Annotated in this window: 13 protein-coding genes; 4 read left to right on the forward strand and 9 right to left on the reverse strand. The window is 64.5% G+C overall.

The annotated features are described in order from the left end of the window. Positions 1–12 precede the first annotated feature (12 nt). The gene (locus LRX75_RS02680; protein WP_231811663.1) at positions 13–678 is read left to right on the forward strand and encodes a response regulator transcription factor; all 666 of its coding nucleotides are present in this window, start codon (positions 13–15) and stop codon (positions 676–678) included. Beyond that, positions 675–2030, forward strand: a complete 1356-nt coding sequence (locus tag LRX75_RS02685; RefSeq protein WP_231811665.1) for a sensor histidine kinase — start codon at positions 675–677, stop codon at positions 2028–2030. The genes LRX75_RS02680 and LRX75_RS02685 overlap by 4 nt, the downstream gene beginning before the upstream one ends. 109 nt (positions 2031–2139) lie before the next feature. Here the strand turns inward: LRX75_RS02685 and LRX75_RS02690 are convergent, their stop codons facing one another. The 9 genes from LRX75_RS02690 to LRX75_RS02730 all read right to left on the reverse strand — a co-directional run bounded on the left by LRX75_RS02690 (position 2140) and on the right by LRX75_RS02730 (position 13091). Then, positions 2140–3096, reverse strand: coding sequence for an ABC transporter ATP-binding protein (locus LRX75_RS02690; protein ID WP_231811976.1), 957 nt, complete (start codon positions 3094–3096; stop codon positions 2140–2142). Between the two features lie 83 nt (positions 3097–3179). Next, positions 3180–4205, reverse strand: a complete 1026-nt coding sequence (locus tag LRX75_RS02695) for an ABC transporter ATP-binding protein (protein ID WP_231811666.1) — start codon at positions 4203–4205, stop codon at positions 3180–3182. A gap of 3 nt (positions 4206–4208) precedes the next feature. Continuing rightward, positions 4209–5180 carry an ABC transporter permease gene (locus LRX75_RS02700; RefSeq protein WP_113151310.1) on the reverse strand — a complete coding sequence of 324 codons (972 nt, stop codon included), beginning with the start codon at positions 5178–5180 and terminating at the stop codon, positions 4209–4211. Between the two features lie 10 nt (positions 5181–5190). Continuing rightward, positions 5191–6240, reverse strand: a complete 1050-nt coding sequence (locus LRX75_RS02705) for an ABC transporter permease (RefSeq protein ID WP_231811667.1) — start codon at positions 6238–6240, stop codon at positions 5191–5193. A gap of 111 nt (positions 6241–6351) precedes the next feature. Beyond that, positions 6352–8049 (reverse strand): ABC transporter substrate-binding protein, encoded by a 1698-nt coding sequence (locus LRX75_RS02710; protein ID WP_231811669.1) that lies wholly within the window; start codon positions 8047–8049, stop codon positions 6352–6354. 66 nt (positions 8050–8115) lie between these two features. Beyond that, complete coding sequence (locus tag LRX75_RS02715; RefSeq protein ID WP_231811670.1) at positions 8116–9009, reverse strand: proline iminopeptidase-family hydrolase; 894 nt, start codon at positions 9007–9009, stop codon at positions 8116–8118. An 18-nt stretch (positions 9010–9027) separates the two neighbouring features. After that, the gene (locus LRX75_RS02720; RefSeq protein ID WP_231811672.1) at positions 9028–9618 is read right to left on the reverse strand and encodes an ANTAR domain-containing response regulator; all 591 of its coding nucleotides are present in this window, start codon (positions 9616–9618) and stop codon (positions 9028–9030) included. Next, positions 9615–10766 carry a transporter substrate-binding protein gene (locus tag LRX75_RS02725; RefSeq protein WP_231811674.1) on the reverse strand — a complete coding sequence of 384 codons (1152 nt, stop codon included), beginning with the start codon at positions 10764–10766 and terminating at the stop codon, positions 9615–9617. Before LRX75_RS02725 ends, LRX75_RS02720 begins: the two co-directional genes overlap by 4 nt. A 336-nt stretch (positions 10767–11102) precedes the next feature. After that, complete coding sequence (locus tag LRX75_RS02730) at positions 11103–13091, reverse strand: putative bifunctional diguanylate cyclase/phosphodiesterase (RefSeq protein ID WP_231811675.1); 1989 nt, start codon at positions 13089–13091, stop codon at positions 11103–11105. Positions 13092–13382: 291 nt separating this feature from the next. Here LRX75_RS02730 and LRX75_RS02735 point away from each other — a divergent pair, with 291 nt between their 5' ends. Together LRX75_RS02735 and LRX75_RS02740 are read left to right on the forward strand one after the other, a co-directional pair. Further along, positions 13383–14423, forward strand: a complete 1041-nt coding sequence (locus tag LRX75_RS02735) for a class I SAM-dependent methyltransferase (protein ID WP_420851130.1) — start codon at positions 13383–13385, stop codon at positions 14421–14423. Between the two features lie 134 nt (positions 14424–14557). After that, entirely contained in the window at positions 14558–14827 is a 270-nt protein-coding gene (locus tag LRX75_RS02740; RefSeq protein WP_231811677.1) for a hypothetical protein, read from the forward strand. The last annotated feature ends 8 nt before the right edge of the window (positions 14828–14835 follow it).

Here is a 14835-nt window from a genome sequence, read left to right on the forward strand (position 1 = left end):
TCGGCGGGACTGATGCGGCTGCTTGTCGTGGAAGATGACAGGCGGATCTGCGAAGATCTGGTCGCCGTCCTCACGGGCGCCGGCTTCGTCGTCGATCTCGCCCATGACGGCGAGGATGCCTGGTTCAAGGGCGACACCGAGGATTACGGCATGGTCGTGCTCGACCTCGGCTTGCCCAAGCTCGACGGCATCAGCGTGTTGAAGCGGTGGCGCGCCAATGGCCGCCACATGCCGGTCCTCGTTCTGACCGCGCGGGGAAGCTGGGCGGAGCGGGTCGAGGGGATCGATGCCGGAGCCGACGACTACCTGCCCAAGCCCTTCCAGTTCGAGGAGCTGCTGGCGCGGGTTCGCGCGCTGATCCGCCGCTCGGTCGGCCATGGCGCGGCGACCCTCGACATCGGCGCGCTGACGATCGACACCCGCACCATGCGGGTCCTCGTCTCCAATAAACCCGCCCGGCTGACGCCGCTGGAATACCGTCTCGTCAGCTACCTCGCCCATCACAAAGGCCGGACGGTGCCGATCATGGAGCTTCAGGATCATGTCTATGGCGACGATTTCTCCCGCGATGCCAACGCGCTGGAGGCTGTCGTGGCCCGTCTGCGCAAGAAGCTCGGCAGCGAAGCGATCACGACCCGGCGCGGCTTCGGCTACATGATGGGCGGAGATGCGGAATGACGCGGCATTCGCTGCGCCTGCGCCTTGCGCTCGCGGGTGCGGCTTCCGTGGCGCTCGCGCTCGTCGTCGCCTTTCTCGGTCTGTCGCTGCTGTTCGAGCGGCATGTCGAGCGCCGGATCGTGGAGGAACTCAGGCTTCACCTCGACCAGGTCTTCGCCGGGCTCGATCGTGATCCCGCCGGTCGGCTCGACGTGATGCGACCACCGGCGGATCCGCGCTTCCAGCGACCGCTGTCGGGTCTCTACTGGGCCATCGAGCATGACGGCACGCGTCGCCAATCCCGCTCCCTCTGGGACCAGACGCTGGTCCTTCCCGCACTGGCGCCGGGAGAGCCGAAGCAGTCGCTCGTTCAGGGCCCGGCCGATACCCGGCTTCTGATGCTGGCGCGCCGGATCGTCACCGGTCCGAATCTCGGCGCTCGATCGGTCCTTGCCGCCGTCGCGATCGACCGGCAGGAGATCGAGCGCGCCACGGCGGACTTCCGCCGGGACCTTGCGCCCCTGCTCGCGATCCTCGCCGGTCTTCTCTGTCTTGCCAGCTTCGCGCAGATCGTCGTGGGCCTCAGACCGTTGAAGCTGTTGCGCGACCGCATCGCCGCCATCCGCAGCGGGGACGCGAAGCGCCTCGGCAGCGGCTTTCCCGATGAGGTCCTGCCGCTGACGGCGGAGGTCGACGGGCTGCTCGCCTCGCGGGAAGAGCAACTGGAAAAGGCCCGCGCGCGTGCCGCCGATCTCGCCCACGGCTTCAAGACGCCGCTTCAGGCGCTGACAGGCGATGTGCTTCAGCTGCGCGAGGCCGGCATGACGAGAGCCGCCGACGACATCGAGGGCGTGATCATCGGCATGCGCCGGCTGGTGGACCAGGAGATGGTGCGCGCGAGAATGGCCGGCCGCGACGTCACCGCGCGTGCGAGTCTCGCCGACGTCGCCGACCGCGTCATCGCCGTTCTCAGCCGCACGCCGCACGGCGACGCCATCGACTGGCACAACGGCCTGACGGCGGCCGACTGTGTCCGCCTGGACGCCGGCGACCTCGCCGAACTGCTGGGGACCATCCTGGAGAACGCGGCGCGATATGCGCAGGAGAGCGTGACGCTCCGGGCCGAGCGGACGGGCGACCGGATCCGCCTGTCCATTCGCGACGACGGGCCGGGCATCCCGGACGACAAGCTCTCCCACGTCCTGCGCCGTGGAGAACGGCTGGATACGAACAGCACCGGCGCCGGCCTTGGCTTTTCCATCGCCCAGAACATCGTCGAGGCCGCCGACGGCTCTATCGTGCTTCGCAACGCCGCGCCAGGACTCGAAGTCGTTGTCGACCTGCCGGCGGCTGACGAACGGCTGGCTCAGTAGGTTACGTGCACGAAAATCGCGAAGACATCGCGCTGCGTCTCCGGCGACAGGAGACCACGTAGAGACACGCCACCGGCAGTCTGAAACCGCCGGCCCATCCCGAAGGGCGTCATGCCAGCGGAAAATGGCAGGCGACCTGACGCTCCGTCGAGATGGGTGCGAGCACTGGCCGGACCTGCCGGCAGATCTCCTGCGCCTGCGGGCAGCGGGTGGAAAACTTGCAGCCGCTCGGCGGGTTCAGCGGGCTGGGGATTTCGCCCGAGAGCAGGATACGCTCGCGGCGGCCGCGATTGTGCGGCTGCGGGATCGCCGACAGCAGGGCCTGCGTATAGGGATGGCTCGGGCGCGCATAGAGCGCATCGGTCTCGCCGGTTTCGACGATGGAGCCCAGATACATGACGGCCACGCGGGTAGACACCTGCCGCACGACGGCGAGATCATGGGCGATGAAGACATAGGTAAGGTCGAGCTTTTCCCGCAGATCGCTGAAAAGATTGACGATCTGTGCCTGTACCGAGACGTCGAGCGCGGAGACAGGCTCGTCGGCCACGATCAGCGTCGGCTCCACCGCAAGTGCCCGGGCGATGCCGATCCGCTGGCGCTGGCCGCCCGAAAACTCGTGTGGGTAACGATCGAGGTATTCCCGGCGCAGGCCGACGAGGTCCATGAGTTCGCCCAGCCGCTCCTCGATGCCGGCACCCTCGCGGATGCGATGGACCTTGAGCACTTCGGCAAGCACGTCGCGCACCCGGCGGCGCGGATTGAGCGAGGCCGAGGGATCCTGGAAGATCATCTGGACCTTGCGCCGCACCGGCTTCAGCGCCCGTGTCTGCGCCGCGGTGATATCGGCCCCCTCGAAGCTGAGCGTGCCCCCGTCGATGTCGTAGAGCCGGGTGAGACAGCGCCCGAGCGTCGATTTTCCGCTGCCGGACTCGCCGACGAGGCCGAGCGTCTCGGCGGGAAAGACGTCGAGGCTGATGCCGTCGACGGCATGGAGCGTGCGCCCCGAACCGGGCTTCCAGGTTCGCCCGACGGTGAAGGTCTTGACCAGCGACCGGGCCGACATCAGCGGGATGCCGGGCGCGCTGGATGGCTGCAGGGCCTCGGGTTCCAGGGGTCCCGGCACGCGGTTCGAAGGGATGGACGGCGTCATGCGAATTCCTCGGGAGACAGGACGGTGCGGCGGAGCGTGCTTCTCTCCGGCTCCTCCAGAACGCAAAGGGCGGCCTGCGTGCCGATCTTGCGCAGCGGCGGGCGCTCCAGACAGGCCGACCTGGCAAAGGCGCATCGCGGTGCGAATCCGCAGCCCTCGCCGATCCGGTCGGGCGTCGGCGGCATGCCGGGAATGGATTTCAGCCGTGCGAGGCGCGGACCCGTCAAGGGCGGGATCGAACCCATCAGTCCCCAGCTATAGGGGTGGAGCGGGCTTGCGAACATCGCCTCCGTTTCGCCGCGCTCGACGATGCGTCCGGCATACATGACGGCGACGCGGTCGGCGACCTCCGAGACGACGCCCATATCGTGCGTGATGAGGATGATGGCGGAGCCGAAATCCTTGCGAAGCCGCAGCAGAAGATCGAGCACCTGCGCCTGCACCGTCACGTCGAGCGCCGTGGTCGGCTCGTCCGCGACCAGAAGTGCGGGATTGCAGGAAAGCGCCATGGCGATGACGGCACGCTGGCGCATGCCGCCTGACAGCTGGTGGGGATAGCGATTTACGGCTTCCTGCGGATTGGAGAGACCGACCTCGGCCAGAAGCTCGACCGCCCGCTTCCGTGCGGCGCGGGCGGAGATCGCCTCGTGGGCGCGGATCTGTTCCGCGATCTGCCAGCCGATCGTGTAGACCGGCGTCAGCGCCGTCATCGGGTCCTGAGAGATCAGGCCGATCTCCCGGCCACGGATGCGGCGCAGGTCGCCGGGGCTGAGATCGAGCATGCTCCGCCCGCGGAACGACACCATACCGTCGACGCGGGTGGTCTTGCGGTCGTGGAGGCCGAGCAACGAGAGCAGCGTCACCGACTTGCCGGAGCCGGATTCGCCGACGATCGAGAGAATCTCGCCCTCGCGCACCGAGAAGGAGACGTCGCGCACGGCCTTGACCATGCCGCGGTCGGTGGCGAACGAGACGGTCAGGCCGTTGACGTCGAGAAGGATGGGTTTTTCCGCGAGGGTCATGCTTCAGCTCTCCCGCACGCGCGGATCGATGAGGACGTAGACGACATCGACCAGGGCATTGGCCACCACCACGAAGAAGGAGGCATACATGACGGTGCCGAGCACCATGGGCAGGTCGAGGTTGAGAAGCGCCTGATAGGTCAGCCGCCCGACGCCGTTCAGTCCGAAGACGACCTCCGTCAAGAGTGCCGAGCCGCCGACGAGCACGCCGAAATCGAGACCGAACATGGTGACGAAAGGAATGAGCGAGGTGCGCAGCGCATGCCGGACCATGACCCGCGCGGGGCTCAGTCCCTTGGCGCGCGCGGTGCGGATGAAGTCCTCCTGGTAGGCCTCGACAAGGTTGGCGCGCAGCACACGGCCGTAGATGCCGATATAGAGGGCCGCGAGCGTGAACCAGGGAATGATCAGCGTCTTGAACCAGCCCCAGGGATCGGTCAGCAGCGGCTTGTAGCCGAGCGAGGGAACCCAGGAGAAGAACACCGTGTCGTGAAAGCGGCTCTGGGTGACGAGGTTCATGACCTCGCCCAGCCAGTAGACCGGCATAGACACCCCGATCAGCGCCAGCACCATCAGTCCGCGGTCGAGCAGCGTATCGCGCGACAGAGCGGCCACCACGCCGACGAAGATGCCGCCGATGACCCAGAGCACGGCGGCACCGGCCACGAGCGACAGGGTGACGGGCGCGGCCTGGGCGACGGCCGGCACGATGCGCAGGCCGCGATTGACGAAGGACGTCAGATCCTGCGTGACGAACAGGCGGTTCATCATAATGACGTACTGCACGGGCAGCGGCCGGTCGAAGCCGAAATCCTTGCGGATCGCCTCAACCGTTTCGGGAGACGCGTTGCGCCCGGCGAGCCGCGCGGCGGGATCGGAGCCCGGCGTGGCGAAGAAGATGAGAAAGACGAGCGCGGAGATGCCGATCATGACGAAGAGCATCTGGCCGAGGCGCTGGAGAACGGCAAAGATCATCGGTGTTCCCTCACACCAGTTTCGTGCGCGGATCGAGCGCATCGCGAATGCTGTCGCCGAGTACGTTCAGCGACAGGACGGTGAGCGCGATGGCGATGCCTGGCGCCAGCGCCACGGCGGGGCGGGTGTAGAGCAGCGTCTGGCCATCCTGGATGATCGTGCCCCAGCTCGCGTCCGGCGCCTGAACGCCGATCGACAGAAAGGAGAGCGAGGACTCCGTGATGATGTTCAGCGCCATCATCAGCGGCACGAAGACGATCAGCATGGTGGAGACGTTGGGCAGGATGTCGTTGAGGAGAATGCGCCAGGCGGGAATGCCGAGGCCGGTGGCCGCCAGCACGAACTCGCTCTTCTTCAGGGCCATGACGCGGCCGCGCACGGGGCGCGCGACATAGGGCACGTAGATGATGCCGATGATGACGATGGGCAGCAGAAGACTGTCGCCGGTGATCTCGATCGGCCCGATGACGATGCCGTGCGACAGAAGCACGATGGAGAGCGAGATGGCGAGGAGATAGACCGGAAACGCCCAGAGAATATCGAGGATGCGCGAGAGGATCTGGTCGGTGACGCCGCCGAAGAAGCCGGCGGTGATGCCGATGACCGCCGCCAGCACGAGACAGATGATGGTCGCGGAGGTGGCGATCAGCAGAGAATTCCGCCCGCCATACAGAAGCCGTGCCGCGACGTCGCGGCCTTGCGTGTCCGCGCCGAGGAAATATTGCGGCCCGTAGGTCGGGCCGATGGGGGTGACGCCGAGGCCGAGGCCCTCGGTGGACGCCTGCATGACCTTGACCCGCTTGCCATCGACCGTGATGCGCGCCGACAGGTTCGAGCGGAACGGATCGGTCGCGGCGACGTAGCCTGCGTAGAGCGGCGCCGACAGGCTGGAGAGGACGATGAGCACGAGCACGATGGCGGCGATCACCGTCGGCTTGTCGCGCCGCATCAGGAGCCACGCGCGGCGCCACGGGCTTGCACCCGTCCGCTTGCCCGCGGTCTCGTCCGGTACGTCGGGGATGAAGGCGTCGGGGGAAGCGATATCGGACGGGATGCTCATGGCACCTCCTGCAGGCGTCTGACGGTCAGGGACCATTCAGGAATGAGGGATGGACCGGCGGCGGGAACCCCTCAAGGCCCCACGCCGCCGTCTTTTCGCACCTGATGCGGATTACTTCACCCAGGCGTGGGAAATGATCCAGCGGTTCTGCTTGTTGAACACGTAGTTCCCGAGGCGAGCGGAAGTGAAGTTGACGATTTTCGGCGTGATCAACGGAACCATGGGCGCCTGCTCCATGAAGCCCTGATCCACCTTGGCCCAGATTGCATTGGCGGCGTCCTGGTCGGTCAGTGCCGTGGTCATCGCCTGCTTCATCTGGGCATCCAGCTCCTTGTTGCAGTAGCCGGCAATGTTGACCGAGGAATCGCTACCCTTGTTGAAGGATCCGCAGGAGAGCAGAACGTTCAGGAAGTTCGAGGCGGCAGGATAATCCTGATACCACTGGCTGACGCTGATCTGGACGTTGTTGTTGGTGTTCTGGATGTAGGTAAACTGGATGTTCGGCGAAAGCGCCTTCATCGAGGCGTCGTAGCCGAGTTCCGTCAGCACGCTGGCGATATAGGTGCCGATGCCGCGAGCGACGGCGTTGTCTTCCGCGACGACAGTGACCTTCTGGCCCTTGGTGCCGCTTTCATCCACCAGCGCCTGCGCCTTCTCCATGTCCGGCTCGCTCCAGGTCGCGCCGGGCTCCTTTGTGTAGATGCAATTATCGACATGACCGGGAAAGTCCGGCGGCAGGATCTGGCACACCGGCTGACCAAGTACCTCGCCGCCGAAGAGACCGACGACGGCATCGCGGTCGACCGCATAGTTCAGCGCCTGACGCACCTTCACATTGTCGAAGGGGGCGAGGTTGGTGTTCATCGGGGCATACCAGAAGGCCGCCAGCGGATCGATGTGCACCTGGCTGGCATACTTCGTGCCGATTTCCGGCAGGCGGTCGGCCGGCGGCGTGTCGAACAGCCAGTCGACCTGGCCGTTGATGATGGCGTTGATGGCCGCCTCTTCGGTCAGGCCGAACTTGTAGACCACCTCGTCGGCATAGCCGTCCGGCTGCGCATCGACGCTCCATTCCTTGAAGGTCGGGTTGCGCTTCAGCACCATCTCGGCGTTCGGATCGTAGCTCGCGATCATATAGGCGCCGGTGCCCGGGATCGGCGTGGTGCCGGCATCGGAGAGCGGTGCGTCGGCCGGCAAAATCGAGGCGTGCGGCACGGCGAGCTTCGAGAAGATTTCGGCGTCCGGCGCAACGAGGTTGATCGTCACCGTTCCCGCAGCGTCGTCACCCGTGACGCCGCCTTCGAGCGTGCAGCTTTCCGGCGTCGCGATGCATTTGTCGGCACCGACGATGCCGTTGTAGAAGCTGCCCGTGGTCGGCCCCTTGATCTTGAAGATGCGCTGGAACGACGCAACGACGTCGGCGGGCGTGACGTCCTTGCCGTTCGAGAATTTGATGCCCTTGCGGATCTTGAAGACGTAGGTCTTGCCGTCATTGGTCGGCTCCGGCAGCGCCTCGGCGATGGACGGCACGATTTCGAAGCCCTCGGTGCCGCCGGCCTGCTTGAACTTGACCAGACCGTCATAGGTCATCTGGAAGATCTGCCAGAACTGGGCGGTGTAGTTGATCATCGGATCGACGGTGCCCGCGGCCGAGACGGCGGCAAGCGTGATGGTACCGCCGCGATGCTGGCTCATCAGCGCTGCGCGGTCCTCGGCCTGCGCGGCACCGACGAGCGCCGTCTGGGCGAGAAGGCCCGTTACGAGCAGTGCGCCCGCATGTCGTGTCAGATGTTTCAGGCGAATGGTCATGATCGTCGTTCCCTTGTTATTATGGCTTTGGCTTTGTCATGCGTTCTTCGGCGTGTCGCGCTCCCGTCAGGCGGCCGTCTCCTCGAGAAAGGCTCCGACGACGGCCATGCAGTCCTCCCGTTCTTCCACATGCGGCATGTGGCTGGACTGTTCGAAGATCGTCCACCGCACGTCCGGGATCTCGTCGGCATACGGCTGGACGCAGGCCTCCGTCGCCTCGTCGAAGCGGCCGGAGATCAGAAGCGTCGGCACCGAGATGGTCGAGAGACGGCCGACGATCGACCAGTCCTTCATGGTGCCGATCACATGGAATTCGTTCGGGCCGTTCATCGTGTGGTAGACCGTCGGGTCCCCAGCGATCGCATCGAAGGTGCGCTGCACCTCCGGCGGCATCGGCACGATGCGGCAGACATGGCGCTGGTTGAAGACGTCCGTTGCCGCGGCATATTCCGCGCTGTCCGTCGTTTCCGCATGCTCGTGCTTGAGAAGCGTTTCCTGCACGTCCTGCGGAAGCTCGCGGCGCAGGCGGTTCGCCTCGGAAATCCAGGTGTGCATGGCAGCCGGCGAATTGGCGATCACCAGCGCCTTCAGGCCGGCCGGACGATCGACGGCGAACTCGGCACCGAGCATCCCGCCCCAGGACTGGCCCAGCAGGCAATAGGCGTCACGGATGCCCAGATGGTCGATCAGGTTGTGCAGTTCAGCCTTGAAGAAGGCGACCGTCCAGAAGTCCCCGCCTTTTTCGGGCAGGTGCGTCGATTGACCATTGCCCACCTGATCGTAGTGAATGACCGCCCGGCCGGTGGCGGCGATAGCCTTGAAGCTGTCGACATAGTCATGGGTGCAGCCGGGACCGCCATGCGCGACGATCAGCGGCGGCTTGGGCGACGAGAGATCGCCCGTGACGCGGTACCACGTCCGATACTCCCCATAGGGCGCGAATCCTTCGGTGATCTTCATGGGTTCATCCCCTCCTGTTCAGGCACCGCTTCGGGTGCGTTTGTCGTCGCGGCAGATTGCTTCCGCGGCATCTTCGATGGTCATGCCCCAGTCCATGGCCACGGAGCGCAGCCGCTTCCAGGCCGCCGTCTCGTCGCCGCCCTCGTTCTGCATCAGGTGCAAGACCGCATGCACGACGATCGGCCGCTGGCGCAGGCGGTTCTCGAGCGCGCGAATATCGTCGGCCTGCGCGCGAACCTTCTCATAGGCATCCGCAGCGATGAGAAGGGCGCTATAGGCACCGGTGGATCCGATCGGCTTGAGGAGATGGGCGTTGGAGCCCTGATCCAGCGCCCACTCGATCCGCCCCGGCGCTTCCGAGCCGATCAGGGCGATCATCGGCATCGGCGCAAATCCCCGCGGCCAGGGAAACTGGCCGTCATGTCCCATGTCCGCGTCGAAGAAAATCACATCGGCCTGCGCCTGGCTTTCATCCAAATGCGGCCAGCAGAGCGTGACGCGGATCTGCAGGAGTTCGAGCTGTCGGCGCAGCGCATCGACAGACGGATGGTCGCGATGCAGGATCACGGCATGCCACTGCGCGAGAAGCGGTCTGTTGCGACGCGTCATTTGACCACCTTCAGGGCTGCCGGATGCGGGGCCGCAGCCCTCTTCAGCATCGAGCGGACGAGATAGGGATCGGCCTCGATCGTCTCCTCGGCGCTCTGGAGCAGGGTGAACCCGCCCTCCTCGTCCGAAAGACCGAGATGCGGCCGGAATGCCGCATGATGGGTACGCGGATCGATCCCGATTGGGCCTGCAGGCGTGTCAAACAGCCTGGATGTCGCGACTTTGCGCACGGCCTCCGGTGCATCCGTCCCGGCATCGGCGATCGACCGGGCGAGGATCGACATTGCCGTGTAGGCCGCCGTGAAAGGTGTCGAGATCCGCCGGCCGGCGCCCTGGCGCGCAGCCATCCGCGCCTTGAAGGCGTGGTTGTGGGGCGTGTCCAGCCGGTCGAAATAGATCGCCGTCGCAATGTGGCCGCGCCGCGCCTCGGGGCTCAGCCCCTCCAGATCGCTCTCCGACAGGTTGCAGGCGACGATCGGCGGCGCATCGGGATGGCTCTTGCGAAACGCGCCATAGGCCTCGATGAAGGCCGTTGCCGACTGGCCGACGAGATTGCTGAGAATGAAGTCCGGCTTCTTCTGCCGGATCTCGGTCACGAGATGATCCACCTCCGTGGCGCCGAGCGGCACGTAGCGATCCGAGACCACCTGGCCTCCGGATGCCTCGGTGACCTCCCGCGCGATGCGGCTGATCTCCCAACCCCAAATGTAGTTCGAGCCGACGATGAAGGCGCGGCGACCGTAGCGCGGCAGGACGTAATCGAACAACGGCAGCAGGTGCTGGTTCGGACAGGGACCGAGATAGACGGCGCTGTCGCTCGCCTCGTAGCCCTCGTAGGGGAAGGCGTACCAGAGAAGCGCGCCATGGCGCTCCACGACCGGCAGCACGTCCTTGCGGCTCCACGAGGTCAGTGTCCCGATGATATGGCGGCAGCCGACATCGCGGATCGCGGACTGCGCAAGCCCCGCATAGGCCTCCGCCCGACCGCAGGGATCGTCGATCTTGGCAGCGATGCCGAAGCCATAGGCGGGATCCGCATTGATCTCCGCGACGGCTGCCAGGGCACCGCTCACCGCTTCGCGACCCAGCGCCGCATAGGGGCCCGTGGTCGAATAGAGGATGGAGACGGGCACCGTCTTGAGCGTCATTTCGAACAACATCTTTCCCGAGGGCACGCGCCGTCGATCGTCCGGTTCAGGCTTCGCCACCGGCATCGCGGTCGCCGAAAACAAAAAAGCCCCGAACCGCGTGAAGCGGTGTTCGGGGCTCGATTGCCATCGGCGTCCAACGCCATGTGTTGGTCTCACGCTACGATAAGGACGGATTTCGGTCAATTCCATTTCTGCTCATTTTCTATTCATCCAAGCTTTCTTTCATGGATGGAACGGGATGAGCCGGACCGACGCTTTTATCGGATCGTCCCCGCATGCGCGCCGCGCCGTCGTCCGATGGCGGGCCCTCGTGCGCCTGGATCTACGTTGAGGCTATCGCGAGACGACGACGAGCTTTGGAAGCTGCCGGATGGGGCGTAGGCTGGAGGCGGGTGCGGGGCGGCCGACATAGTAACCCTGCATCAGGTCGATCTTCAGCCGGTGCATGAGCGAGAAATGCTCTTCCGTTTCCACACCTTCGACAAGGATCGTCGCGCCGCGATTGCGCGCGAGACGCAGGATATCGTCGAGCATGGCGCAGCCGCGCTGGGTGTCGCAGTCGTGCAGGAAGGACTTGTCGATCTTGATGCAGTCGAAATCGATGAGGCGAAGCCAGGAGAGGCCGGCAAAGCCGGTGCCGAAATCATCAAGCCAGATCTTGATGCCGAGGGCGCGCAGGTCGCTGATGCAGCGCAGCAGGCTCGAATGGATCTCCATGTCCTGCCCTTCGGTAATTTCGAAGGCGAGGCGATCCCCGGTGATGCAGAACTCGTCGAGCGTCCTCGCCACGAAGGACACGAAACCGGGCGTCTTCAGCTGCAGCGGCGAGACGTTGACACTGGCGACGGGCGCGAGATTGGTGACCAGCAGCTCCTCGCAGACGCGACGCAGCGCCCACTGCCCGAGATTGACGATCGCACCGGACCGCTCGGCCGCCGGGATGAACAGCGACGGGGAAATGAAGGCGCCATCCGACATTTTCAGCCGCATCAGCGCTTCATAGGCATAGGTCTTGCCCGTCGCCACATCCTGCAGCGGCTGGTAGACCATCGACACGAGGCCCTGCGGTACGGCGATCTTGAGAAGGGCAGCGATGTTTTCGCCGTCGTCACGGTTGTTCGGATCGTTGGCATGGAACAGCTTGACGCAATTGCGACCCGACGCCTTGGCGCTGTAGAGCGCGCGGTCCGCCTGGTGGATCACCTTCTCGACCTTCGAAAGGGTGCGATCCGCGGTAAAGGCCGCTCCGACGCTGACCGTGACCTTCGATGTCCCGTCGCGCCGCTGCTCGTGCAGCAGACCGAGATCCTCGACCGTCTTGCGAATGGCTTCACAGAGCGCGGCCGTCTGCTGCTCGGAGACCGCATAGGCCAGCAGGATGAACTCTTCGCCGCCGAACCGGCCGACGGAGGCCTTATGCTCCTCGGCAAGCGCGCGCAGCGCCTGCGCGACGAGCACAAGACACTTGTCGCCTTCGAGATGGCCGTAATAGTCATTGTATCGTTTGAAGAAATCCACATCGACCAGGATGACGGCGAAGGTGCGCCCAGCCTGCTGCCAGTCCCGCCAGACGTCGCGCAGACGGTTGTCGATCGCGCGCCGGTTGGCAAGGCCCGTGAGCGGATCCGTATGGGACAGCCGCAACAGGGCCTCGCCGCGCTCAGCCGCCTGGCGATGCTGGGCTTTGGCCTCCAATGCGTTCAGAAAGACGTTGTAGCGCTCCAGATTGAGCTTCCAGTTCACATAGGAGGTGAAGATGAAGCAGGAGAGACAGAAGAGCCCGAACGTGAACTTGTAGCTGTATCCCACATTGGGAAACCAGACGAGCCCGGCCAGGAAGATCAGCACGATGATGCCTGAGGCGACGACGGAGATGCGGAACGGGAAATTGAAGAAGAGGTTCACGCTCATCATGAAGATGGCGCCGAACACCATGTAGTAGGACATGACGACCGCATGTTCGCTCATCATGCTCGGCACGAGCCAGCCGGCATAGGCGAAGATCAGCGCGAGTGCGGCCGTGCTATCGACGGCATCGGCCGTCGATGCCCGCCGCATCTGCCATTCCAGCGCGATCAGCATGATGATGGAAATCGTGAAGCGCGCGCCGACGACATACGGCGCGACGTCGCCGATCAGCAGGATATCGCTGATCGAGAAGACGAGATAAACGAGCACGGCAGCCCAGAGCCCGCGGCGCGTGGACTGCTTGTGCGCGTTCTCGCCGTGCCGCTTGTAGAGCTCGCGAAGGGTAACCTTCGGCTGCTGCAGCGGATCTCTCGATGCGCCGAACTCGATGGTGTCGGTCGACTTGTGCGTCATGCACTCTCCACCGCTTTCATTGCTGTGCCGAAGTTAAGCACCGGTGCCGTGCGATCGAGCCCCTGAACGGACGGTCACGACAGCCGGTTTCAATGTTTTATCACGCTTACGAATGTTGCGGTAAACATTAGCGAAAACGGCTTAACACTTCCTTTCCACAGGTTCGAACCCCTGTGCCGCAACGGCGCAGCTGTGCCATTAACCAACAAATCGGAACGTTCATGCATTTCCAGACAATTTGAGTCATCTCTTACGCGTCTTGTTAACCCAACGGTAACCAAAGGACGTAGCGTGAAGAACCCACTCGCCGCTTTTGACGGGCAAAGCCTGATCACCCCGACCGCTGTGAAGCGGGAGGTTTTTCCGGCCGGCGCGCCGGCCGACGAACGGCAACTCCGGATCGCCAGGGACGAATTGACGCTGATTTTGCAGGTTGCCTCGCAACAGATTCAGGCCGATCGCAGTCCCGATCTCATCATCGATCGCCTGATCCGCTCCCTTCACGAGAGCCGCGAAAAGTACCGGGCCGTATGGCCGGACCTCATTCCCATGGTCCAGGACCATCCGGTGGCCGTCTATTTCCACAACGACCCGTTCACCCGCTGGTCCTTCGAAAAGCCGCGCGGCTATTCCGGGGATGCCAGCCTGATCGACTTCATTTACGGACACCCGGATATCGCTGCCGATGTCGAGCGCGCCTCGCCGCTCGGGCGCACGCTCTACGAATACACGCGCAACGCCCCGTCCGCCGTGGCGGTGCGGGAACGTCGCGATCTGCTGACGCGCACCGTGGATGAAACGGCGGCAAGGCTCGGCCCGGAAACGGAAGTGCTCGCCGTCGCGGCGGGGCATCTGCGCGAGGCGGAGACATCCCGCGCCGTGCGGGAGCGCGGAATCAAACGTTGGGTGGCGCTCGATCAGGACCCCCTGAGCGTGGGCCGCACCATGCGCGATTTCAATGGAACGCCGATCGACGCGATGGATGGCTCGGTTCGCGGGCTTTTGAAGAACGACTATCGTCTCGGGCAGTTCGACCTGATCTATGCGGCCGGCCTCTACGATTATCTGGCCGACAAGGTGGCCGTGAAGCTGACGCAGACCTGCCTGTCGATGCTGAAGCCCGGGGGAACGTTCCTGTTTGCCAACTTCTCCACCGAGGTTCCCGACGACGGCTACATGGAGACGATGATGAACTGGACGCTTCTCCTGCGGTCGCAATCGGAAATGTGGTCGATCATCGAGGCGAGCCTCGACGGGCAGCAGGCGGAGAAGAGCGTCTTCTTCGGTGCCAACCGCAACATCATCTACGGCACCATCCGCAAGCCGTCCTAAGCGCCCCCGAGGCGCATCTCCTTCGGCCGCTCAGGCGGCCGAACTTGCGATACAATTGCGGACGCAAAAAGATGGGTTGCCCTGAAACTCTTTCCGATCCGCCTTCGTCTTCCTCCACTTGGTCCGGAGGAAAAATGCATATCACGAGAGCGCAGTGGCTCAGTCTGGCGTCGGAACGGCACTCCCTGAGGCACATCTATAGCCTGTGTCTGCTCGTCCATGGCGGCGATATCTTCAGCTACAAGGAACGACACCTCGCCGGTCGTCTGATCCACAAGCTCGACGGCATCGTGCATCTGGCGATGGCGCCGAGCGACGACGCAAAGGTCATCGCAGGCGAATTCTCGTTCCTGGAAACCCAGGTCGCCAAACGTCTCGAGCGCTTCGAACCGCCGCGGCGATGACCGCGCAG

This window comes from Rhizobium quercicola, from assembly GCF_021168455.1.
GTDB classification, from domain to species: domain Bacteria; phylum Pseudomonadota; class Alphaproteobacteria; order Rhizobiales; family Rhizobiaceae; genus Ferranicluibacter; species Ferranicluibacter quercicola.

Coding starts and splice junctions, on each gene's coding strand:
- LRX75_RS02720 (WP_231811672.1), bottom strand. CDS start 9,618: ATGACGCGTCGCAACAGACCGCTTCTCGCGCAGTGGCATGCCGTGATC.
- LRX75_RS02695 (WP_231811666.1), bottom strand. CDS start 4,205: ATGACCCTCGCGGAAAAACCCATCCTTCTCGACGTCAACGGCCTGACC.
- LRX75_RS02715 (WP_231811670.1), bottom strand. CDS start 9,009: ATGAAGATCACCGAAGGATTCGCGCCCTATGGGGAGTATCGGACGTGG.
- LRX75_RS02690 (WP_231811976.1), bottom strand. CDS start 3,096: ATGTCGGCCCGGTCGCTGGTCAAGACCTTCACCGTCGGGCGAACCTGG.
- LRX75_RS02685 (WP_231811665.1), top strand. CDS start 675: ATGACGCGGCATTCGCTGCGCCTGCGCCTTGCGCTCGCGGGTGCGGCT.
- LRX75_RS02680 (WP_231811663.1), top strand. CDS start 13: ATGCGGCTGCTTGTCGTGGAAGATGACAGGCGGATCTGCGAAGATCTG.
- LRX75_RS02740 (WP_231811677.1), top strand. CDS start 14,558: ATGCATATCACGAGAGCGCAGTGGCTCAGTCTGGCGTCGGAACGGCAC.
- LRX75_RS02730 (WP_231811675.1), bottom strand. CDS start 13,091: ATGACGCACAAGTCGACCGACACCATCGAGTTCGGCGCATCGAGAGAT.
- LRX75_RS02705 (WP_231811667.1), bottom strand. CDS start 6,240: ATGAGCATCCCGTCCGATATCGCTTCCCCCGACGCCTTCATCCCCGAC.
- LRX75_RS02725 (WP_231811674.1), bottom strand. CDS start 10,766: ATGACGCTCAAGACGGTGCCCGTCTCCATCCTCTATTCGACCACGGGC.
- LRX75_RS02710 (WP_231811669.1), bottom strand. CDS start 8,049: ATGACCATTCGCCTGAAACATCTGACACGACATGCGGGCGCACTGCTC.
- LRX75_RS02700 (WP_113151310.1), bottom strand. CDS start 5,180: ATGATCTTTGCCGTTCTCCAGCGCCTCGGCCAGATGCTCTTCGTCATG.